This is a genomic window from Pseudomonas sp. SWRI92, assembly GCF_014268685.1.
Lineage (GTDB): Bacteria > Pseudomonadota > Gammaproteobacteria > Pseudomonadales > Pseudomonadaceae > Aquipseudomonas > Aquipseudomonas marvdashtae.
The window spans coordinates 59,857-82,006 of the sequence record NZ_JABWQY010000019.1 but is presented as its reverse complement, the minus strand read 5'-3'; the positions used below and the strand labels follow the sequence as shown (position 1 = coordinate 82,006).

The 22,150-nt window shown below is 59.8% G+C and carries 16 protein-coding genes and 1 pseudogene; 7 read left to right on the top strand and 10 right to left on the bottom strand.

The window, feature by feature from the left end; translation table 11 throughout:
- Positions 1 to 103: 103 nt before the first annotated feature.
- Positions 104 to 1,021 (top strand): transcriptional regulator MetR, encoded by a 918-nt coding sequence (gene metR, locus HU762_RS23225; RefSeq protein ID WP_186640961.1) that lies wholly within the window; start codon positions 104 to 106, stop codon positions 1,019 to 1,021.
- A 155-nt stretch (positions 1,022 to 1,176) separates the two neighbouring features.
- Here the strand turns inward: metR and HU762_RS23220 are convergent, their stop codons facing one another.
- From HU762_RS23220 to HU762_RS23205, 4 genes are all read right to left on the bottom strand, one after another.
- Complete coding sequence (locus tag HU762_RS23220) at positions 1,177 to 1,674, bottom strand: GNAT family N-acetyltransferase (RefSeq protein WP_186640959.1); 498 nt, start codon at positions 1,672 to 1,674, stop codon at positions 1,177 to 1,179.
- On the bottom strand, positions 1,671 to 2,309 hold the full coding sequence (locus tag HU762_RS23215) for a LysE family translocator (protein WP_186640957.1): 639 nt from the start codon (positions 2,307 to 2,309) through the stop codon (positions 1,671 to 1,673). The genes HU762_RS23220 and HU762_RS23215 overlap by 4 nt, the downstream gene beginning before the upstream one ends.
- A gap of 17 nt (positions 2,310 to 2,326) precedes the next feature.
- Positions 2,327 to 2,743 (bottom strand): NUDIX domain-containing protein, encoded by a 417-nt coding sequence (locus HU762_RS23210; protein ID WP_186640955.1) that lies wholly within the window; start codon positions 2,741 to 2,743, stop codon positions 2,327 to 2,329.
- Positions 2,744 to 2,849: 106 nt separating this feature from the next.
- Entirely contained in the window at positions 2,850 to 4,217 is a 1,368-nt protein-coding gene (locus HU762_RS23205) for an HD domain-containing phosphohydrolase (protein WP_186640953.1), read from the bottom strand.
- Positions 4,218 to 4,444: 227 nt separating this feature from the next.
- On the opposite strand from HU762_RS23205, the gene HU762_RS23200 reads away from it, so the two are divergent.
- Genes HU762_RS23200 through HU762_RS23180 form a run of 5 tightly spaced genes read left to right on the top strand, consistent with a single transcriptional unit; the run spans position 4,445 to position 12,826 of the window.
- Entirely contained in the window at positions 4,445 to 6,736 is a 2,292-nt protein-coding gene (locus tag HU762_RS23200) for an EAL domain-containing protein (RefSeq protein ID WP_186640951.1), read from the top strand.
- The gene (locus HU762_RS23195; protein ID WP_186640949.1) at positions 6,733 to 8,607 is read left to right on the top strand and encodes a GGDEF and EAL domain-containing protein; all 1,875 of its coding nucleotides are present in this window, start codon (positions 6,733 to 6,735) and stop codon (positions 8,605 to 8,607) included. Before HU762_RS23200 ends, HU762_RS23195 begins: the two co-directional genes overlap by 4 nt.
- A 42-nt stretch (positions 8,608 to 8,649) precedes the next feature.
- Complete coding sequence (locus HU762_RS23190; protein ID WP_186640947.1) at positions 8,650 to 9,624, top strand: cytochrome c peroxidase; 975 nt, start codon at positions 8,650 to 8,652, stop codon at positions 9,622 to 9,624.
- On the top strand, positions 9,621 to 11,423 hold the full coding sequence (locus HU762_RS23185; RefSeq protein ID WP_186640945.1) for a DAHL domain-containing protein: 1,803 nt from the start codon (positions 9,621 to 9,623) through the stop codon (positions 11,421 to 11,423). The genes HU762_RS23190 and HU762_RS23185 overlap by 4 nt, the downstream gene beginning before the upstream one ends.
- Positions 11,420 to 12,826: an ATP-binding protein gene (locus HU762_RS23180; protein WP_186640943.1), complete on the top strand. Its 1,407-nt coding sequence runs from the start codon at positions 11,420 to 11,422 to the stop codon at positions 12,824 to 12,826. The genes HU762_RS23185 and HU762_RS23180 overlap by 4 nt, the downstream gene beginning before the upstream one ends.
- A gap of 97 nt (positions 12,827 to 12,923) precedes the next feature.
- Here HU762_RS23180 and HU762_RS23175 read toward each other — a convergent pair whose 3' ends face one another.
- From HU762_RS23175 to HU762_RS23150, 6 genes and pseudogenes are all read right to left on the bottom strand, one after another.
- Positions 12,924 to 14,459: a glucosyltransferase domain-containing protein gene (locus tag HU762_RS23175; protein WP_186640941.1), complete on the bottom strand. Its 1,536-nt coding sequence runs from the start codon at positions 14,457 to 14,459 to the stop codon at positions 12,924 to 12,926.
- A complete protein-coding gene (locus tag HU762_RS23170; RefSeq protein ID WP_186641005.1) occupies positions 14,438 to 15,406 on the bottom strand; it encodes a glycosyltransferase family 2 protein in 969 nt (322 codons plus the stop codon). Before HU762_RS23170 ends, HU762_RS23175 begins: the two co-directional genes overlap by 22 nt.
- Positions 15,403 to 15,777: a GtrA family protein gene (locus tag HU762_RS23165; protein WP_186640939.1), complete on the bottom strand. Its 375-nt coding sequence runs from the start codon at positions 15,775 to 15,777 to the stop codon at positions 15,403 to 15,405. The genes HU762_RS23170 and HU762_RS23165 overlap by 4 nt, the downstream gene beginning before the upstream one ends.
- The gene (locus HU762_RS23160) at positions 15,774 to 16,139 is read right to left on the bottom strand and encodes a GtrA family protein (protein ID WP_186640937.1); all 366 of its coding nucleotides are present in this window, start codon (positions 16,137 to 16,139) and stop codon (positions 15,774 to 15,776) included. The genes HU762_RS23165 and HU762_RS23160 overlap by 4 nt, the downstream gene beginning before the upstream one ends.
- Before the next feature lie 177 nt (positions 16,140 to 16,316).
- Positions 16,317 to 17,724, bottom strand: a pseudogene (locus HU762_RS23155) (amino acid permease).
- A 466-nt stretch (positions 17,725 to 18,190) separates the two neighbouring features.
- Positions 18,191 to 18,622: a transposase gene (locus HU762_RS23150; protein WP_186640935.1), complete on the bottom strand. Its 432-nt coding sequence runs from the start codon at positions 18,620 to 18,622 to the stop codon at positions 18,191 to 18,193.
- A gap of 389 nt (positions 18,623 to 19,011) precedes the next feature.
- On the opposite strand from HU762_RS23150, the gene HU762_RS23145 reads away from it, so the two are divergent.
- Positions 19,012 to 22,119: a transglycosylase domain-containing protein gene (locus HU762_RS23145; protein ID WP_186640933.1), complete on the top strand. Its 3,108-nt coding sequence runs from the start codon at positions 19,012 to 19,014 to the stop codon at positions 22,117 to 22,119.
- The last annotated feature ends 31 nt before the right edge of the window (positions 22,120 to 22,150 follow it).

The window sequence follows — 22,150 nt, the reverse complement described above, 5'->3', positions numbered from 1 at the left end:
TGTCCTTCTGTAAAAGATGGCGCCATTGTCGACAGCCAGCACCACATGAGACAAACTCAACCTTTTCGTGTTGATCACAAGTTTTACTCATGGAGCAATCTCGGTGCTTGAACTCCGTCACCTGAAGACCCTGCACGCCCTGCGCGAAGCCGACAGCCTGGTGGAGGCCGCCGAACGCCTGCACCTGACCCAGTCCGCGCTGTCCCACCAGTTCAAGGAACTGGAGGAGCGCCTGGGCATGCAGCTGTTCGTGCGCAAGACCAAGCCGGTTCGGTTCACCAGCGCCGGTCTGCGCCTGTTGCAACTGGCCGACGCCACCCTGCCCTTGTTGCGCGGCGCCGAACGGGATATCGCCCGCTTGGCCGGCGGCACCGCAGGGCGCCTGCACATGGCCATCGAATGCCACAGCTGCTTCCAGTGGCTGATGCCGACCATCGACCAGTTCCGCGATGCCTGGCCGGAAGTCGAGCTGGACCTGGCTTCGGGCTTCGCCTTCGCCCCGCTGCCGGCCCTGGCCCGGGGCGACCTCGACCTGGTGGTGACTTCCGACCCGCTGGAACTGGCCGGCATCACCTACGTGCCGCTGTTCACCTACGAAGCGATGCTCGCCGTCGCCAACCAGCATCGGCTGGCGGGCAAGCCCTACATCGTGCCTGAAGACCTCGTCAGCGAAACCCTGATCACCTACCCGGTGGAGCGAGATCGGTTGGATATCTTCACCCGTTTCCTCGAGCCGGCCGACATCGAACCGGCCCAGGTCCGCACTTCAGAGCTGACGGTGATGATGATGCAACTGGTCGCCAGCGGCCGAGGTGTCTGCGGCATGCCGCACTGGGCGCTGCATGAATACAGCTCGCGGAGCTATGTGAAGGCCAAGCGGCTGGGGGAGAAAGGCTTGTTCGCCACGCTCTACGCGGCGGTGCGCACCGACATGCTCGACGCGCCGTACATGCGCGACTTTTTGCTGACGGCCAAGGACACGTCGTTTTCTACCCTCGACGGTGTCAGTGCCGTGCGCTGACTGCTTTTTGTGGCGAGGGAGCTTGCTCCCGCTCGATTGCGTAGCGATCGCAAAAGAATGGGGCCGCTACGCAGCCCAGCGGGAGCAAGCTCCCTCGCCACAAAAGCTCGACAATTCCAGGCTCTCAAAGCTCGGCAACCCATATCTGGGGCAAGTTACAGCTCCAGCCACATGTGGATCTTGTCGAAGTACTCGTCGTCCACCCGGATCGCCATCGGTTCGAGCCCGTACAGCACGAAACCGCAGCGCTGGTAGAGTTTGATCGCTGGGGCGTTGCCGGCGGTGACGGTCAGTTGCACCAACCTTAGAAAAGCATGGCGACGGGCTTCGTCGAGGGCTGACTGCACCAGTTGTTCGCCAAGCCCTGCGTGGCGATGGCCCTCGGCAACGTACATGCCGAACAGCGTTGCCTTGTGCCGCGCCTTCAACCGAGGCTCCAGGGACAAGCCGACGATACCGACCAGCGCGTTCGCCACGTACGCGCCGAGAATCACGTCGAGCCGGCTGGTCAGGCGCGATTCCCACCAGTTGATGGGCAGCGCAGCACGCTCACTGGTGCTGGAGGTGAAGGCCTGCGGATGCAACTCGTACGCCTCGAGCATCAGCTCGCGATACGCCTGGGCATCCCCCGCCTTCAACCGCCGGATATTCACGCCGAACGCCGTTGCTCAAGCATCAGCCGCAACGCCAGCGCGCCGAGCACGAACCCCATGAAATAGCGCTGCGCCGCCAGCCACGTCGGGTTGTGGACGAACCATGAGGCAATGCCGGCGGCGAACAGGGCGATCAGCAGGTTGACGCTGAAACTGACGCTGATCTGGGTCAGCCCGAGGATGATGCTCTGGGTGAACAGCGAGCCGTGTTCCGGGCTGATGAACTGCGGGAACACCGAGAGATAGAACACCGCGATCTTCGGATTCAGGGCGCTGGTCAGAAAGCCCATGGTGATCAGCTTGCGGGTTGAATCCGCTGGCAACTGCTGGGCCTGGAACGGCGAACGCGCGCCCGGCTTCACGGCTTGCCAAGCCAGCCACAACAAGTAAAGCGCACCTGCCCATTTCAGCACCTCATAAGCCATCGGCACCGCCAGGAACACCGCCGTCAGCCCCGCCGCCGCCGCGAACATGTGCACGAAGAAGCCCGCTACCACGCCCAACAACGACGTGACACCAGCCTTGCGTCCCTGGCAGATCGAACGGGAAATCAGGTAGATCATGTTCGGGCCGGGCGTGAGCACCATCAGCAACGCAGCAGCGGCGAAAATCAGCAGGTCCGGAAAAGGAATCATGGGCGTCAGTCCTTGAATCAGCAGGTTGCGAGGCAGTGCCTTCGATAAAACGGCAGGATCATCTCGCCTGTCAATGGCGCCAGCAACAGATCACTGGCGCCAAGCGGATCGATCCAGCGGACTTCTTCAATCTCGGCGGCGGGGACAACCGGGGCGTCGATGCTCAGCAAAAACACCTCGGCCAGCACGGTAAATCCCGGCTCGTTGGCGGCCGGGGCGCTGAACTGCCCCAAGTGACGGGCCTGTACCGGGTCGATCGCGAGCCCAAGCTCTTCTTCCAGTTCGCGAGCCAGCGCCTGCAGCGGTTGTTCATGCGGCTCGATCTTGCCGCCGGGCTGCATGAAAGCCAGGGTGCCGCGCTTACGCACCAATAGGGTCCGACCGTCCGGGCCGATGAGCAGGGCGGCGGCGATGCGGATGAGGGAAGTGGTCATGTTTCAATAATCTCGGGCAGGAAATGCCGGGGCAGATTACAGATCGCGGCGGCAGGCGCAAAGCCTGTCGTCGCATCTGCAGCCAACGCCTTCCACTAGAGGCGTCTCAACCCAGGATCGGCTTCGGCGCCGTAGGGTCCGCCTCCTCTTCCGGTATCTTGACGAACACGCTGTAGCGCGCCCCTTCCATCGCTTCGAAGGCGATGAGTTTCTCGATCAGCGGCCCGCTCAAGACTTTGCCGGCGTTGAGCAACAGCATGCCGTTGTCGGCATTGAGGTTGCGCGCCAGGATCATGCCGGCCGCCAGCTCGCGGGTGGTCGCGACCTTCACCGTCGGGTCGGACAAGGTCACGTCTTCCAGGTACTCGGCACAGGCCTTGATGAAGTCCTCGACCATGTCCGGGTCGTACAGCTTGCCGGCGTACTTGCGGATGTAGACCAGCGCTTCGTCGCTGTTCATCTGCCGCTCCAGGATCAACCCGCGCTGCAGCTCGATGAAATCCACCGCCAATTTCAGCAGCCGCGAGCCGAACGGAATGGCCTCGCCCTTGAGGTGATCGGGGAAACCGCTGCCGTCCCAGCGCTCCTGGTGATGAAGGATGATGCGCGCCGCGTCCTTCATCGGGTCCAGGGTCATCAGCAGCGATTCGCTCTGCTTCGGATAGGCGCGGTAAAGATCGAGTTCAGTGTGGTGCAACATGTCGGCCGGTGTGACCATCATGTTGTCGGTCCAGCTCAGCTTGCCGATGTTGTAGAGCGCGGCGGCCATGGTCAGGTCGCGGTCGGTGGACTCGTCGAGAAAGTTGAGCCGGCTGTAGACCCGGATCAGCTCGATGATCTGCCGGTTGGTCTGCTTGGCTTTAGGCAGGCGCAGGTTGGCGATCAACGAAAACACTTCGGTGCTGGTCACATAGCTGCGCTTGAGCTCGTCGTAGGCCAGGTCAAGCATGTCGGCGGTCTGTTGCAATTCGGAGGTGCGCGACACCACGCGTTTTTCCAGGGTGGCGTTGAGGGTCTTGAGTTGCTGGTTCTGCTCGCGGTTCAGCGCTTCGAGGCGCTGGCGCTCGCTTTCCGAATGTTGGTGAGCGAGGGCCTGACGCAGGGCCTGCACCAGTTCTTCATCATTCCAGGGCTTGCTGAGGTAGCGATAAAGCTGCCCCTCGTTGATCGCCTTGGTCATCATGTCGACGTCGGCGTAGCCGGTCAGCAGGATGCGCAAGGTCGACGGATACAGCCTGCGGATTTCAGCCAGCAGCGTGGCGCCGTCCATGTTGGGCATGCGCGCGTCGGTCATGACCAGGTCGACCGGCCGCTCCTTGAGGATTTCCAGCGCCTTGGCACCGCTGTCGGCCAGCAGGATTTCATACGGCTGGCTGCGCAACAGCCGGCGCAGGCTGTTGAGAATCGACTCTTCATCATCGACCAGCAACACCGTCGGCTTCGTGACCGGAACGTTTGACGCTTGATCTTCCATTGGCACCCCCTCCTATTGACGACCACCGTTCTACCTTACCCCTGAGAGACAGGCTAGTAGATCACCGACATTTAGACATATTTTGCCACCACCCCACCGCACGCTTCCGATGAGCCGACTATGCTGTACCCCATGAAGGGCCAAGTACAGGCCGAATCCTCATGCCAGCGAAAGGGATATCAGATGTTCCCACGGTTCTACAGTCAGCATCATGACGGTGCACGGCCATGAGCCTGCCGATGGACAGATCCAATCGGCGGATCCTGATCGTCGATGACACGCCGACGATCCATGAAGATTTTCGCAAGATCCTCAGCCCTCAAGCGGCCCCGGAAGACAGCCTGAGCAGCGCCGAAGAAGCGCTGTTCGGCGCCCCCGTGGCCGTTTCCGTTCAGAATTTCGAGCTCGATTCGGCCTTCCAGGGCATGGAAGCCTTGAATAAAGTGGAAACGGCCTTGGCCCAGGGCCAGCCCTTCGCCATGGCCTTCATCGACATGCGCATGCCGCCGGGTTGGGACGGCCTTGAAACCATCGAGCGGCTGTGGCGCGTCGACCCCAAGCTGCAAGTGGCCCTATGCACCGCTTACTCGGATTATTCCTGGGAGGACATCGCCGATCGCCTGGAACTGGGCGACCGCCTGCTGATCCTGAAAAAACCCTTTGATGCGATCGAGATCCGCCAGATGGCCAGTACGTTGACCGTCAAATGGCAGATGACCGAAGACGCCGCGTTGAAAATGGACATGCTCGAACGGGCCGTGGAGGAGCGTACCCGGGAGCTGGCCGACGCCAATATCATCGTGCAGAACAGCCCGACCATTCTCTATCGCCTGCGCGGCGAACCACCGTTCCCGTTGATGTACATCTCTCACAACATCACCAAGTTCGGCCATGTCGCGGCGCAGCTGATCAGCTCACCCGATTGGGCGCAGACCTTGATCCATACTGACGACCAGAGCAAGGTCCAGGAAGCCATGGTCCGCGTCCTGGACCGTGACACGGCGGGGGCGTCCATCGAGTTTCGCATGCGCACCGGCGACGGCGCGTTCCGCTGGGTGGAGAACCGCTACATTCCGGTGCGCAACGAGCAAGGCCTGCTGCTGGAAGTCGAAGGCATCATCCTCGACATCACCGAACGCCGGCTGGCCGAGGAAAAAATCGCCTTGCTGGCGCGCACCGACGGCCTGACCGGGCTCGCCAACCGCGCCACCATGATCGAGCGCCTACACCAGGCCTTCGCCGGTGCGCGCCGGGGGGCGGCGCCGTTCGCGATGTTCTACCTGGACCTGGATCACTTCAAGCGCATCAACGACACGCTGGGGCACCCCATCGGCGACTTGCTGTTGCAGGAAGTCGCCGCACGGATCAAGGCGTGTACCCGGGAAAACGACGTGGTGGCACGCCTGGGCGGCGACGAATTCGCCATCCTGCAACTGGACGTCCACGAAGCGACCCACTGCGCCGCGCTGGCGGCCAAGATCCGCGACGCGCTGGTGGCGCCCTATTCGCTGGACGGCAATGACGTGCGCATTTCCGTGAGCATCGGCATCAGCTTGTATACCCCGCAAAGCCAAAGCGCCGACAGCTTGATGGCCCAATCCGACATGGCCCTTTACCGCTCCAAGGAAAAGGGGCGCAACCAGTACCATTTCCATAACGAGGAAATTAATCAGGAAGTGACCGACCGGGTCGCCCTGGCCAACGACCTGCGCCACGCCATCGAGCACAACGAACTGAAACTGCATTACCTGCCGGAAGTCGACCTCGGCACTGGAAAAATCCTCGGCATGGGCGTGCAGGTGCGCTGGAACCACCCCCGACAGGGCTGGCTGGAACCGGCGGCGTTCATGCCGGCGGCGGAAAAGACCGGGATCATCATCGGCCTCGGCCATTGGGTGCTGGAACAGGCCTGCCAGCAAATGCGCCAGTGGCGCGACCAGGGCGTGGCGCCACCGGTGATTGCCATTGACCTGTCGCTGACCCAGCTCAAGACCGGCCCGGAACTGATCTATGACGTGCTGCGCACCACCGCCCGCTGGGAGCTGGCGCCGTGGGACCTGCGCTTCGACGTCACCGAAGCGACCCTGGCCCAGACCAAATGGACCCACAATGACGTGCTGCCACGCCTGTGCGAACTGGGCGTGCAGGTCGCCATCGATGATTTCGGCACCGAGTATTCGTCCTTCGATTACCTCAAGACCTACCGGGTCAACCACCTCAAGCTCGCTCAGCGGTTTCTCGACAGCGCCAATGACGACCCGGAGAACGCCACGACCCTGCGGGCCATCATCAACTTCGCCCGGGACGTGGGCATCGGCATCATTGCCGAAGGCGTCGAGACCCAGGAACAACGCACCACCCTGATGTCCAGCGGCGGCTCGATGCAGGCCCAGGGGCATTACTTCAGCACCGTGGTCGACAGCGACCAGGCCGCCGCCTTGCTCAAGGCCGGCACCATCGTCCCGGTGACGGATCATTGGACCCGGCCGGCAAGCGAGCTATCGGAGAGCAATCCATGAACCCCATGTCGGTACCTGCCAACCGGCGAATCCTGGTGGTGGACGACACGCCCGCCATTCACCAGGACTTTCGCAAGATCCTCAGCCCCAGCGCCGGCAATGACGACTCGCTGGACGACACCGAAAGCCTGCTGTTCGGCACGCCCCAGGTCAATCGGCTGCAATTTCAGATCGACTCGGCCTATCAGGGTGAAGAAGCCCTGGAATTGGTCAAGCGCGCCCAGGCCGAGGGCCAGCCTTACGCGCTGGTGTTCGCCGACATGCGCATGCCGCCGGGCTGGGACGGCCTGCAAACCATCGAACAATTGTGGAAAGCCGACCCGCGCCTGCAGATCGCCCTGTGCACTGCGTACTCGGATTACTCCTGGGAAACCATGTCCGAACGCATCGAGTTCGACGACCAGCTGCTGATCCTCAAGAAACCGTTCGACACCCTGGAAATTCGCCAGATGGCCAGTGCCATGACCTGGAAATGGCAACTGGCGCAGGACGCGGCACGGAAGATGCGCAGCCTGGAGCGCACCATTGAAGAGCGCGTCCAGGAACTGCTGAAAGTCTCGCACCTGCTGCAATACGACGTGCTCACCGAGCTGCCCAACAGCATGTTGCTCGGTGATCGCCTGACCCAGGCCCTGGCCCAATGTCGCCGGCACGATCGGCAGCTGGCGGTGATGTTCATCGGCCTGGACCGCTTCAAGCGCATCAACAATGCCCTGGGCCATCCGGTCGGCGATGAAATGCTCAAGCGCGTGGCGCGGACGCTGGCGATGGTGGTGCGCGAATCCGACTCGGTGTTTCGCTACGGCTCTGACGAATTCGTAGTGATCCTCGGGGACATCGCCGACCCGCAACTGATCAAGGGCGTGGCGGAAAAACTGCTGGCGGCGATCAACGCCCCGCACCCGATCGACGGCCACGACCTGACGGTGACGGCGAGCCTGGGCATCAGCGTGTACCCGGCCGATGGTTTCGATGCCGTGGCGCTGATCAAGAAAGCCGAGACGGCCATGCGCAACGTCAAGGAAAACGGCCCCAACGATTACCGCTTTTTTACTGAAGACATGAACCGCCGGGCCCGCCAGCAACAGACCATCGAATCCGGCCTGCGCCTGGCCCTGCAACGCAAGGAATTCGTGCTGCACTACCAACCCAAGCTCGACCTGACGAACGGCAGGGTGGTCGGTGCCGAGGCCCTGGTGCGCTGGAACCGTCCCGACCAGGGCCTCGTCTTCCCGTCGGATTTCATCCCGGTGGCCGAGGACAGCGGGCTGATCGTGCCGCTCAGCCAGTGGGTGCTCCAGGAAGCCTGCCAGCAGGCTTGTCGCTGGCAAGCCGAGGGCATGCGGCCGCTGTATTTGTCGGTCAACGTCTCGGCGATTGACTTTCGCCAGCGCGGTTTTGTCGATGGCATCGCACGCACCCTCAAGGAAACCAGCCTGGACCCGACACAGTTAGAACTGGAGATCACCGAAAGCGTGCTCATGCAGAACATCGATACGACCGTCGCCACGCTCAAGGCCATCAAACAGCTGGGAATACGACTGGCCATCGATGATTTCGGCACCGGCTATTCGAGCCTGAGCTACCTGCAGAAATTTCCGGTGGATGTGTTGAAGATCGATCAGTCATTCGTCGGCGACCTGAGTATCGACAGCAACGACGCCAAGCTGGTGAGCACCATCATCAACCTGGGCCGGAGCTTGAACTTGCACATCATTGCCGAGGGCGTGGAAACCCGCGAGCAATTGGAATTCCTCAAGCGCCACCAGTGCGAGGAAGCCCAAGGTTATTACTTCAGCAAGGCCGTGGAGCCGCAAGCCTTCAGCCAATGGATGGCTGAATGGGAACAACGCCCGAACCCGCTTTCATGAGCATCCGGGTTCATCAACCAGAGTTTCAAAGGAAAGCACTCCATGGCGTCACACGGATTGATTCTGGCTTTCGGCCTGCTGGTGGGATGGATGCCGGTGGGATGGAGTGTGACTGCTCACGCCGAGCCATTGGACGAACCGCTCAAACCGCTGCCTCCCGTACCAGCACTGGACCCCAAACGGGTCCAACTGGGCCAACGCCTGTTCAACGACCCGCGGCTTTCCGCCAACAACACGCTGTCCTGCGCCAGCTGCCATCGCCTGGACAAGGGCGGCGCCGACGACAAGCCGTTGTCCCTGGGCTTGGATGGCAAACCGGTCGAGGTCAATACGCCCACCGTGTTCAACGCCAGCCTGAACTTCCACCAATTCTGGGACGGCCGCGCCGATACGCTGGAAGAACAGGTCCATCTGGTCGTGACCAGCCCGGTGGAAATGGGCAGCACCTGGGAGTCGGTGGTCAAGCGCATCGCCGATGACCCCGGCTATGCCAAGGATTTCAAGGCCGCCTATCCCGATGGCGTGACCAAACCCAATGTCCAGGGCGCACTGGCGGCCTACGAGCGCACCTTGCAGACGCCCAACTCGCGTTTCGATCAATACCTGCTGGGCGACACCGACATCCTCACGCCCCGGGAAAAATTCGGCTACCAGCGCTTCAAGGAGTACGGCTGCATCACCTGCCATCAAGGCGTGAACATTGGCGGCAACATGTTCCAGAAACTCGGGATCATGGGCGACTACATCAATGACCGGGGCAACCCCACCCGAGCCGACGAAGGACGCTTCAACGTCACCGGCGATGAAGCGGACCGGCAGGTTTTCAAAGTGCCCAGCCTGCGCAACGTGGCCGTCACCGCCCCGTATTTCCATGATGGGTCGGCGCCGACCCTGGAGCGCGCGGTAGAGGTCATGTTCAAGTATCAACTGGGTCGTGAGCCCCTCAAGAACGATACGACCCTGATCGTCGAATTCCTCAAGACACTGACCGGCGAATCGGAGGGCAAACCCCTATGACCATTCTCCGTCGTATCGGTCTTGCGTTCATCGGCCTGTTGCTGGCTTCGGTCCTGCTGTTCATGTACATCAATTCAGGGGCCCAGCAGGCCGCCTCGTACATCGAGTCCCGGGATCTGATCCGCCTGCTCAAGCAGCAGGACGCCATCTGGGACAACGAGGTGCTCAAGGCGCGGATTGCCCTGAGCCACAATTACGATCCGCTGGTCTCGCCGCTGCAGGAGATGGCCCGCCTGTGGCAGCGCCTGGATGCCATCGAGTCGGAGCCGGGCCGCCACGGGCCGTCACTCTGGGAGGCCCAGCGCAACGAATACCTCAAGGCGATCAAGGAAAAAACCCGCCTGGTGGAACAGTTCAAATCCCATAACGCAGTGCTGCGCAATTCCCTGGCCTTCCTGCCCACTGGCGAGGACGACATCCAGGGCCAATTCGCTCGGCTGCCCGACACCTACAGGCTGGAGTTGCAGAACGTTGCCATCGACACCTACGACCTGTTGCTCAGCAGCATGGAGTTCGCCCAGCTCAGTTCCCCCGAGATAGCCGCCGAGGTATTGCTGGGCTTGAATCAGCTGGACGTCAACAAAGAGCGCCTGCCCGAGGGGCTGCTCAACTCCATCGAAGTGCTGCGCAGACACATTGGGGTGATCCTGCGCGAACAGCCAAAGGTCAACGAACTCCTGCTCGGAATCGGTGCCATCCCCGTGGCCGATCAGTTGGATACCATCACCCACCTGCTGGAGAAAGACCAGGAAAAAGCCGCCGCCAGATACGAGCGCAACCACGTTTACCTGCTGGTGTTCGCCACGCTTTTGGTGCTGATCCTGATCTGGCTGGCGATCCGGTTGATTCGCAGCTTCGCCGAGATCAAGCGGGTCAACAACGCCCTGCAAACCGCCAACGACGAACTTGAACAACGCGTCGAAGAACGCACCCGCCAACTCAAGGATACCCAGAGCGAACTGATGGACACGGCCCGCCAGGCCGGCATGGCGGAGATCGCCACCAACGTGTTGCACAACGTCGGCAACGTGCTCAACAGCGTCAACATATCCGCCGACCTCGTCAGCCGCAAACTGCGCAGCAGCAAGGCCCTGGGCCTGGGCAAGGCGATGAACCTGATCAACGAACACCACCACGACCTGGGGCATTTCCTCACCGAAGATGAAAAAGGCAAGCTGCTGCCCGGCTACCTCAATCAATTGGTGGAGGCCATCGCGGTGGAACAGCAAGGCATGACCGATGAACTGGCCCAACTGAGCAAGAGCGTGGACCACATCAAGGACATCGTTTCCACCCAGCAATCCTACGCCGGCGCCAACAGCCTGATGGAACCGCTGGTGGTCAGCGAGTTGCTCGAGGACGCGCTACGCATGAACTCCGGCGCCCTGACCCGCCACCATGTGACGGTGCTCAAGGAATACGGCGAGGTGCCGCGGATCATGGGCGACAAGCACCGCTTGCTGCTGATCCTGATCAACCTGATCAGCAACGCCAAATACGCCATGGCCGGCGTTTCCAACCATGCGCGAAACATGACGCTCAAGGCCGCCGTCGTGGACGGCGATATGTTGCAGATCAGCGTCAAGGACGAAGGCGAAGGGATCCCGGCGGACAACATGACGCGCATCTTCGCCCACGGCTTTACCACCCGTAAGGAGGGCCACGGGTTCGGCCTGCACAGTTGCGCACTGGCAGCGATAGAAATGAACGGCCACCTCACCGCACACAGTGAGGGGCCAGGAACCGGGGCAACGTTCGTCCTGCAATTGCCCTTGAAACTCGCGGAAGGTGAGCCATGAACAGCATCAGCAACCGGCGCATCCTCCTGATCGACGATACGCCCGCCATCCATGACGATTTTCGCAAGATCCTGACTCCAGAGAACGAGAACGACAGCGACCTGCAGGACATGGAAAGCGCGCTCTTCGGCGAAGCCCCGAAACCCACCGCCACGGTATTCGAGCTCGACTCGGCCTACGGCGGCCAGGAGGGCTTGGCCAAATTGCAGCAAGCGTTGGCCAAGGAGCTTCCTTATGCCCTGGCGTTTGTCGACATGCGCATGCCCGAAGGTTGGGACGGCGCCAAGACCATCGAAGAACTCTGGAAAGTCGACCCACAGTTGCAAGTGGTGGTCTGCACCGCGTATTCGGATTATTCCTGGGATGAACTGCTCGATCGCCTGAATGGCCACGACCGCCTGCTGATCTTGAAAAAGCCCTTCGACAATATCGAAGTCCAGCAGATGGCGAACACCCTGACCACCAAATGGGAAATGACCTCCCGCGCCCGGTTGAAAATGAACAAGCTCGAAGACCTGGTGGAGCAACGCACCCTGGCGTTCAAGCAGGCCAGCGAGCTGCTGCAAATGGAAATCGACGAACGCAAGATGCTCGAAAGCCAATTGGTGCAGTCGGAGAAACTGGCCTCGCTGGGCCAACTGGCCGCCGGCGTCGCCCATGAAATCAACAACCCGATCGGTTTCATTTCCTCCAATCTCGGCGCCCTCGGCGGGTACTTCAGCAAGCTCGAAGAAATGCTCCAGGCCTACGGCAGTGCCGAACAAGCCATCGCCTCGCCGCAGTTGCTGACGGAACTCAAGCGCCTGCGCGAACAGGTGGAACTCGACTTCCTGGTGGAGGACATTCCGGTGCTGATCAAGGAATCCAAGGACGGCATCGCCCGCGTCGGGCAAATCGTCAAGGACCTCAAGGACTTCTCTCGCGTCGACTCCAGCCAGGAATGGCAGATGGCGAACTTGCAGCAGGGCATGGATTCGACCTTGAACATCGTCGCCAACGAGATCAAGTACAAAGCCGACGTGGTCAAGCAATACAGCCCGTTGCCGGAAGTCGAATGCCTGCCGTCGCAAATCAACCAGGTGATCATGAACCTGATCGTCAACGCCGCCCAAGCCATCGGCCCGGAACGCGGCACCATCACCCTGCGCAACGGCGTCGAAGGCGACACCGTCTGGATCGAAGTCGCCGACAACGGCTCGGGTATCCCGCCGGAAACCCTGAAGAAAATCTTCGACCCGTTCTTCACCACCAAACCCATCGGTAAAGGCACGGGGCTGGGGTTATCGCTGTCCTACGGCATCGTGAAGAAACACAACGGCGAAATTACCGTGAGCAGCGAAGTCGGCGTCGGGACGACGTTCCGGGTGGAACTGCCGGTGCGGCAGATGAAATTGGCGGGGTGAGCGGCTACCCCTCATAACCGCAGCGAACGCGCTCTTGTGGCGAGGGGATTTACGGTGCGTTTTTTAGTTCGGATCCACCCGGTCCATCGCTGATAATTTAGCGACAACGTTCGATATCGGCTATCAAACACAACTCGGATATGGCATAGGGATTGCCCTCGACCTTTTTCATGAAAATATATCCGCTGTCGGCAATAACATAGAGGTCATAGAACAAAGTGGACATGACCGACGGATGATCCCCTCGCCGAATTGAGGCGATTACTTGTCGATCCCTGGCAAGATAAACGTCTGCTATCCCCCCTCGCCGCAAGGGACCCAGCATCAACACATAATCCACACCGAGCACTTGTTTCAGGACTGGCATCGCAGCGAATGCGGCGCTGGCCGCCGGGAGCCAGTTGGCACTCAACTCGGGTATTAAATAAATATGGTTCTTTTCATACAGAGACGAATGGGTGATGTCATAAACCAGCGAGGCCAGCACCGCCGACTCCTGTTCTTTTTGCAGTAAGAGGATCCGACCGTATGAGAAAGAAAATGACAACATCGCAAGTACCGGGACAAACAAAAAAAACCCCAGACGCTGATGGATACATACCAAGACCCGTAAGCAAAGAAAAAAAATCAATACGAGTAAAACAGAAAATGCCACGAAGGTTCGGGCACCACCGTTGAATTCGGCAAATAATAACGTGACCCCTGGGATACAGAACAACAATACCGGAATCGATAACACATAAAAAACCAGCAATAGCATCTTGAGCCAACGCTGTTCGGGGCACAATAAAAGTCTCACCCCTGCCCATACATATCCGACCAGAGCCAACACCACTGCCCCCCACGCTAACGGCCGTAAACCTCCGGTCCCACCAGCATCGAACATCTGTTGTAGAGACAACAATCGGTCGCGAATTTCCAACAAACTATTAACCTCCATAGGCAACAACACCTGTCGTGACCCGCTCATAAGTTGGTGAGCAGTTAAGTAATACACCAGCACGCCGATTCCAATCGCCAAGAATTTTCGCGCAACAAAATTCAACACCCAAACCGAAGATTTTCTTTCCCAAACTAATCGAATGACTTCCAGGCAACACAGCGCGATGAAAAAACCAATGAACACTTGGTAGATTGACAGAGCCAGTCCTATTAACAGTCCAGGGCCCCAAACATGTCGCCAGACCCGGTCGGATGGCCAAATAAGAGCATAAATGAGTGCCGCCATCCCCAACGCCATAACCGGTCCATCGTAGCGATAGGTCAGGTTCTGTAGAAAGTAAGGGTTGTACCAAATAGGTAGAACCACCAGACACTGGACAACACTTGGTCGCTGAAAATAGAAAAACGTCAGAGCCCTTAACGACAATGAGATTCCTACCACAGCAATGAAAAGCGGCAACGGGAACAGATCTGGCGCCGTCGAACCAAACGAAATAAGGTTGTAAAAAATCTCAATAACAACTCGTCCCTCCTCACTCCAGTTCTCTCCGGTCGCAAACGTCCGCCAGTTGTCATCGTTATAAAAATAGTCAGCCTGCACTAAGGGAAAGATATAAAGAAAATTCGCCGCCAGAAAAAACAGCAACACCTCCCGTTGCGTCAAGATTTTTATCGTGAAGAACCGGCACATGCTTCATCTCCTCTCTTGGGTTGCCCGCCGCGGATCATTTCCCTGATGACATACCGTGGTCGATGTTTGGTTTCCAAATAGATCCGCCCAATGTACTCACCCAACACACCAATGCCGATCAGTTGCACCCCACCCAAAAACAAAATCGCCGTCATCAACGATGGATAACCGGGGAGATCATTCCCAAAGAACAGCTTGTTAAGCACCATGTACCCGGCATAAACCAGCGACAAAAACGAGATGCAACCGCCGACATAAGTCCACAACCGCAACGGCACGGTGCTGAACGAAGTGATGCCTTCGAGCGCCAGGTTCCACAACTTCCAGCCGTTGAATTTGCTGCTGCCAGCGGCGCGACCGGCGCGGTCGTATTCGATGATCACGGTATTGAACCCGGCCCACGACAGCACGCCCTTCATGAACAGCTGATATTCGGGAAGGGTCTTTATCACCTCCACGACCTTGCGGTCCATCAGGCGAAAATCACCCACGTTGCGCTCGATATGAGGAGAGGCGATTCGATCAAGCAGGCGATAGAACAGCGCAGCGCATCCACGCTTGAGATAACTATCAGATGAACGATCGCGACGCTTGGCCAGCACCACCTCGGCGCCCTTCTCCCACTCTGCGATCAACCTAGGAATAACGTCGAGGGGATCTTGCAAATCCACGTCCATTGGAATCACCACATCGCCACTGGCGTGCTCGATCCCGGCAAACAACGCTGGCTCCTTACCGAAATTTCGAGAGAGTTCGATGAACACGACCAAGTTATCGGCCAGCGCAATGTCGCGAGCCAGAAAACCAGTCTGGTCCGCGCTGCCATCGTTTATAAACACGATCTCGACGCTATAGCCGGCCAGCGCTGGATGCTGGCGAACACTTTTGTAGAACAGTTCAAGGGTTTGCTCTTCGTTGAACACCGGCACAACCAGCGAGATTTTCATGGGCGGTGTCCACGAAACACCACGAACCGAGAGAGCAGGAAACCGAAAACCAAACTCAGCAGCGAAAATACCGCCACCGTCAGCAATCCATGGAGCCGCCAACGATCTCCCAGATACCCCACGGCATAACTAAGCGCTCCCATGGCGCAGAGGAAAACCATGTATCCCGTCACCGAGAGTTTGGCCTCGAAGGTATAGAGCGCATTGAGGTAATAGGAAAACGAAGCCGCTATACCAAACGCAGCAAGATTGCTGATCGACTGATCGAGACCGACCGCCACGCGCAGCACAAAAAATATTTGCCAATGAAGCAGCGTATTGGCGAGGCCGACCAATGAGTAAGTAAAAAAAGCGCTCCGGAATACGTTCATAACTGCTGAGCGTCACGAAGCAACTTGAACCGGAACAAGCTGTAGCCCGTTGTCAGTTTCAGCAAGAAATACAAAGCTACCGCCAGCCAGCCAGGCGAACTCAAAGCATCGCCGATCGAGCCAACCCCATAGCTCGCGATGCCCATCAAACCATTGAACAGCAGATAGCCGCGCCACGGCTCTCCGGGCTCGAAGATGAAAAGCGCATTCACATAAAACGAAAACGCCGCCGCCACGCCGAACGCCGCGAGATTACTGTTCGCCTGAGTCAGTCCAACAGCGCCATACAGCAGGAAAAAAACCTGGCAATGGATCAATCCATTGACCAGCGCGATCACCATCAACGCGGAGAAACCCTTCATTGTGCCTGCCTTGCCATTTGCCAGTTGGCGGGCTTCCAAGCTAGGCCAGGGGACTGCGGCGGTCTACTGTCAGAACTTACAGGTCGGAAGCCAAACCCGACGGACGGTCAAAATCAACGCCGACAAAAAAGCCCCAGTCATTTCCGACCGGGGCTCTTGTTTTACAGCGTTAACACGTTACGAAACCGAACGCACCGAACCCTGCGTATCACCGGTCGGTTGCAACTTGAAGGTGTAGAACAACACCGTCAACAACACCAGGAACGCCGGGCCGACGTACAGCGCCACGCGCGTGTCCGGGAAGTACGCCATCAGGCCCACCACCAACACCAGGAACGACAGCGCCAGGTATGAGCTGAGCGGGTACAACCACATGCGGTATTTCAGCGCGGCTCGCTCGGAAGCGCTGAGGCTTTTGCGGAATTTGAGCTGGGCCAGCAGGATCATCGCCCAGGTCCAGATCGCGCCAAAGGTGGCGATGGAGGTGACCCAGACGAAGACTTTTTCCGGCACCAAGTAGTTGAGCAACACGCCCAGCAGCAAGGCGGCGATGGACAGCAGCAACGCGCGGCGCGGCACGCCATTGCTGGAGGTCTTGGCGAAACCGGCCGGTGCCTGGCCGTTCTGCGCCAGGCTGTAGAGCATGCGGCCGGTGCTGAAGATCCCGCCGTTGCAGGAGGACAGCGCGGCGGTGATCACCACGAAGTTGATGATGCCGGCGGCGGTCTTGATGCCCAGGCGCTCGAAGGTCATCACAAATGGACTGCCCTGGGTGCCGATTTCGTTCCACGGATAGATCGACAGGATCACGAACAACGCACCGACGTAGAACAGCAGGATCCGCCAGAACACCGAGCCGATGGCGTTGGGGATGGTCTTCTGCGGGTTGCGCGCTTCGCCAGCGGTCAGGCCGATCATCTCCACGCCCAGGTAGGCGAACATCACCATTTGCAGGGACATCAACACGCCGGAGACGCCGTTGGGCATGAAGCCGCCGTGGGTCCAGAGGTTGGAGATGCCCAGGGCCACGCCGTCGTTACCGAAACCGAAGGCGATGATGCCGACGCCGCCGATGACCATGGCAATGATGGTGACAATCTTGATCAGGGCGAACCAGAACTCGAACTCGCCGAAGGCCTTGACGGCGATCAGGTTGATCGAGCCCATGCTGACCAGCGCGGCCAGGGCCCAGATCCAGCGGGGCACGTCGGGAAACCAGATGCCCATGTACACCGCCACCGCGGTGATTTCCGCCACACAGGTCACCAGCCACAGGAACCAGTAGTTCCAGCCGGTCAAGAAGCCTGCCAATGGGCCAAGGTAATCTTGGGCATAACGACTGAACGAACCGGCCACCGGGTTATGCACGGCCATCTCGCCGAGGGCGCGCATGATCGCCGCCAATGATGTAGGACAGCATGATCGCCGGACCCGCCATCTCGATGGCCTTGGCCGAACCGAGGAACAACCCGACACCGATGCAAGCGCCGAGCGCCATCAAGCGGATATGCCGCTCGCCGAGTTCACGTTTGAGCGGACCACCCTGAGCGGTCTCGCCATGGGGCAGATGATTGCCGACAGGCATAGGAGTACAACCTCGTCTTGTTATTGGATTAGCCACCGAGTCTCCAAAGCCGCAAGCCGATAAGCCCGCCGCCTTGCCGAAACCGGGCCTGCCTTGTGGACAGACCGTCCTGTAGAACAACGCCTCAGGATCAGCAGACCGTGCAGTATAAAAAGCCAGGGATAGAGAGTTTCACTGTAAAACCAGGGAAATTCAGGGATAAGCCTCAGCCGGAACGGCATTTTTGGAGAGGGATTGGCTGAATTACCGGCCATTCAGAAAACGGCGCAGAGTATTGCACAGCGATGGTGCAGCGTCATGTCTTGGCGGATGTAGAAGGCTCTATTTCAAGCGTTTCAAGCTACCACCAGCTCGTGGCGAGGGAGCTTGCTCCCGCTCGGCTGCGCAGCAGCCGCCTGCTTTAAAAAGCTGAAGCGAGGGCGGCTTCGCCCCCCAGCGGGAGCAAGCTCCCTCGCCACAAAAGCGACTAAAGCCACACCGTGTCCCACAATGGGTAATCGCCAATACGGTCTACTAACCCTGCCCGAAGCGGATTGGCAATGATGTAGCGGGCGGAAGGCCGCAGGTCCTCGTTGTCGCGGATCGCGCGGTCATGGAAGCCGCTTTGCCAGAATGCGCCCTTTCTGTTCATGGCTCGATTTATTGTGAGAGTGCTGCGAGATTTGACTGCCTGCATCACATGCGTGAGCTGGGCTTGCTCTAGCTGCACCAGCCAGTGCAGATGGTCGGGCATCACAACCCAGGCCAGCGAATTGACCTGACCTCGCTCATGAGCCAAGCGCATTTCTGCAATCAGTAAGCGGCCCAGTCGCCAATCCTTGAAGATCGGTGTGCGTCGGTGAACGACCGTAGTGACGAGATAACCTCGCCCAGGTTCCGAAGAGCGCCCGCGACGCAAGCGATCAGAATTGGGCGTGGAGGATGCATTCCTTGGCTTCCTGTGGTGGGGGGTCTACTTACGGTAGCCTCACCTGCGACGATCCGACGCAATAATGATTGAGCGACTTTTCCGAAAACAACGTAGTCCCCGTGGCGAGGGAGCTTGCTCCCGCTGGGTGGCGCAGCCGCCCTCGCTTTTCAACCCGGAAAACGCTTCGCCCATGCGACCGTTGCGTCTGCTGCGCAGCCGAGCGGGAGCAAGCTCCCTCGCCACAAAAAGCTTGTTGGCCAGTGGCATCTCACATGTGCTCATGTGCGGGCTTCCCCACAATTTCCCCGCCCCCCACGCCAACCACCGTCTAAGCTTCAAGCAAGTCCGATCAATCTGCGTGAATGGATCAGTCGACTATGGGCGCTTTGTGGCAAACCGATTCGAACAAACCTGTGGTCCCGACTGAACGTATGGAAGAAGCACCTTTACCTCAAAAAAAACGCCGCGCACGGCATGGCTGGCGGGCATTCTGGTTGTTGCTGCTGATTATCGTCGTGGTGGTCGGCCTGGCGGCGGCCAAGGAAATGCGCACGTCGCGGTTTCAGGCCCGGGAGCTCAGCAAATACGCCGAGTCCCTGAGCTATTCGGTGCAGCCGGGGCCCAGCGATGCCATCGTCTACCCGGGCGCAGGCCCGTTCGACCGGCGCCTGGGCTACAGCGCGCTGGGGGAATTTCTCCCGCGCCTGCTCAAGCGTGATTATGTGATCGAGGCCCAGACCCGTTTTTCACCGGACTTGATGGATTACGTCAACAAAGGCCTGTTCGTGCCCTACGCGGAAAAGATCCAGGCTGGACTGACCATCACCGATTGCCGCGCCGCACCGGTGTATCAGTTCAAGTACCCGCAACAACTGTACGCAAACTTCGAAGCGATCCCACCCGTGGTGGTGCAGAGCCTGTTGTTCATCGAAAACCGTTTTCTGCTCGACCCCAAGCAACCTCTGGCAAATCCGGCAGTGGACTGGCCACGCTTCGGCATGGCGGCCTGGTCGCAAGTCGCCAAGCTGTTGAGCCTGCCGGGACAGTCCGCCGGGGGCAGCACCTTGGCGACACAACTGGAGAAGTACCGTCACTCCCCCGAGGGCCTCACCGTGTCGGGCGGGGAAAAAATCCGCCAGATGATTTCCGCCAGCGTGCGTGCTTACCAGGCGGGCCCGCAGACCCTTGAGGCGCGGCAGCGGATCATCCGCGACTACCTCAACAGCGTGCCGCTCTCCGCCGTGCCGGGGCATGGTGAAGTCCACGGCATGGCCGAAGGCTTGCGGGTCTGGTATGGCGCCGACTTCAAGCGCGCCAATGAACGCTTGTTCAGCACCGCCACCGACCCCAAGAGCCTGGCGGAAAAAGGCCTGGCCCTGCGGGAAATGCTGTCGTTGATGATTGCCCAGCGCCGGCCGTCCCATTACCTGTCCAAGGGTCGCGACGAACTGGCGCGCCTGACTGACAGTCACATCCGCCTGTTGGCCCAGAACGGCGTGATCGACGGCGCGCTGTCCGAGGCCGCGCTGGCGGGCAAGGTCAGCTATCGCGACTGGGTCCAGGACCCGACCGTGCAGCCCAACGAAACCAATAAGGGCATCAGCGCCGCCCGCAGTCGCGTCGCCGCGCTGCTCAACCGCCCGCTGTACGACCTCGACCGCCTCGACCTCTCCGCCACCAGCACCTTGCAAAGCGATTTGCAGGCCCAGGCCACCGAGTACCTCAAGCGACTGGCCGACCCGGCCTTCGCCGCCGAGATCGGCCTGATGGGAGAACGCCTGCTGACCCCCACCAGCACTACGCAGGTGCGCTACAGCTTCACCTTGCTTGAACTGACTCCCGATGGCTCGCGTGTGCGGGTACAGACCGACAACACCGACCAGCCCTTCGACATCAACGAAGGCAGCAAGCTGGAACTGGGCTCCACCGCCAAGTTGCGCGTGCTCACTACCTACCTGCAGATCATCGCCGAACTGCACGAACGTTATGCCCAGCAGACACCGGCGGCGTTGAAGAAAACCGAGATCGCCGAGCAGGATCGCCTGTCCCGCTGGGCGGTGGACTACTTGATTGAAAACACCGACCGCAGCCTGCCGAAGATGCTCGAAGCCGCGCTGGACCGCACCTATTCGGCCAGCCCCGGCGAGGCATTTTTTACCGGCGGCGGGCTGCACACCTTCCACAACTTCCGCAGGGAGGACGACGGCCGCATCCCCACCCTGCGCGATTCCCTGCGCGAATCGATCAACCTGCCGTTCATCCGCTTGATGCGCGATCTGGTGCGCTACACCACTTACGCCGGGCCGAACAACAGCTCCGAATTGCTCAAGGACGACAAGGACCCGCGTCGCCAGGAATACCTGGCCCAGTTCGCGGATCGCGAAGGCACCTCGTTCCTGCTCAAGTTCTGGAAGAGATATCAGAAAAAGGACACCGCCCAGCGCCTCGAAACCTTCCTTGACGGCATGCGCCCCACCGCGATCCGCCTGGCCGCCGTGCACCGCTACTTCTTTCCCAACGACAGCCAGGAAAGCTTCAACCGCTTCGTGCGCGCGCATTTGAAGTCAGCCAAGGGCGCCGGAAAACTCACCGACGAACGCCTCGAACGGCTCTATCAAAGCTACGGTCCCGGCGCCTACGACCTACCGGACCAAGGCTTCATCGCCAAGGTCCACCCATTGGACTTGTGGTTGATGGGCTACCTGCTCAACAACCCGGAGGCCAAGTTCAGCCAGATCGTCAAGGCCAGCCAGTTCGAGCGCCAGGAAGTCTACAGTTGGTTGTTCAAGAGTCGGCACAAGAGCGCCCGCGACAGCCGCATCCGCACCATGCTCGAAATTGAAGCCTTCCTCGATATCCATCAACGCTGGCAGCAAGTCGGTTACCCGTTCGATCATCTGGTGCCATCGCTGGCCACCGCCATCGGCAGCTCCGGCGACCGCCCCGCCGCGCTTGCGGAACTGGTGGGGACAATTCTCAATGACGGCGTCCGCCGCCCCGCGTTGCGTGTCGACAGCCTGCAGTTCGCCGTCGATACGCCCTATGAAACGCGGCTGGTCAGCAACCCGGAAAACGGCAAGCGTGTGATGCCGGTAGAAGTGGCCCGGGCGTTGCGCGGTGCTTTGTCCCAGGTGGTGGATGCCGGTACCGCGAAACGCGTGGCCGGCAGTTTCAAACTGGCCGACGGCACGCCGCTGGCCATGGGTGGCAAGACCGGCACCGGCGACAACCGCATCGAAGCGGTCGGATCGGGCGGTCGGGTGATCAGTTCCAAATCGATCAACCGCACCGCCACCTTCGTGTTCTACATCGGCGACAACCATTTCGGCACCCTCACCGCCTTCGTGCCAGGCGCATCGGCGCAGAATTTCAAGTTCACGTCGGCCTTGCCGGTGCAGGTGCTCAAGGGCATGGCGCCGTTTCTCTCGCCGTACTTGCAGCCAGGGACTCATACCCAGTGCAAGCCATTGGTGGCGAAGCAGTGAGTGACAGCAACAGGTGGGTCAAGCACATGTG

What these genes read in the sequence shown, in the direction of transcription:
- HU762_RS23215 (WP_186640957.1), bottom strand. Translation starts at nt 2,309, where the DNA reads ATGATTCCTTTTCCGGACCTGCTGATTTTCGCCGCTGCTGCGTTGCTG.
- HU762_RS23210 (WP_186640955.1), bottom strand. Translation starts at nt 2,743, where the DNA reads ATGACCACTTCCCTCATCCGCATCGCCGCCGCCCTGCTCATCGGCCCG.
- HU762_RS23205 (WP_186640953.1), bottom strand. Translation starts at nt 4,217, where the DNA reads ATGGAAGATCAAGCGTCAAACGTTCCGGTCACGAAGCCGACGGTGTTG.
- HU762_RS23200 (WP_186640951.1), top strand. Translation starts at nt 4,445, where the DNA reads ATGAGCCTGCCGATGGACAGATCCAATCGGCGGATCCTGATCGTCGAT.
- HU762_RS23195 (WP_186640949.1), top strand. Translation starts at nt 6,733, where the DNA reads ATGAACCCCATGTCGGTACCTGCCAACCGGCGAATCCTGGTGGTGGAC.
- HU762_RS23190 (WP_186640947.1), top strand. Translation starts at nt 8,650, where the DNA reads ATGGCGTCACACGGATTGATTCTGGCTTTCGGCCTGCTGGTGGGATGG.
- HU762_RS23185 (WP_186640945.1), top strand. Translation starts at nt 9,621, where the DNA reads ATGACCATTCTCCGTCGTATCGGTCTTGCGTTCATCGGCCTGTTGCTG.
- HU762_RS23180 (WP_186640943.1), top strand. Translation starts at nt 11,420, where the DNA reads ATGAACAGCATCAGCAACCGGCGCATCCTCCTGATCGACGATACGCCC.
- HU762_RS23175 (WP_186640941.1), bottom strand. Translation starts at nt 14,459, where the DNA reads ATGTGCCGGTTCTTCACGATAAAAATCTTGACGCAACGGGAGGTGTTG.
- HU762_RS23170 (WP_186641005.1), bottom strand. Translation starts at nt 15,406, where the DNA reads ATGAAAATCTCGCTGGTTGTGCCGGTGTTCAACGAAGAGCAAACCCTT.
- HU762_RS23165 (WP_186640939.1), bottom strand. Translation starts at nt 15,777, where the DNA reads ATGAACGTATTCCGGAGCGCTTTTTTTACTTACTCATTGGTCGGCCTC.
- HU762_RS23160 (WP_186640937.1), bottom strand. Translation starts at nt 16,139, where the DNA reads ATGAAGGGTTTCTCCGCGTTGATGGTGATCGCGCTGGTCAATGGATTG.
- HU762_RS23145 (WP_186640933.1), top strand. Translation starts at nt 19,012, where the DNA reads ATGGGCGCTTTGTGGCAAACCGATTCGAACAAACCTGTGGTCCCGACT.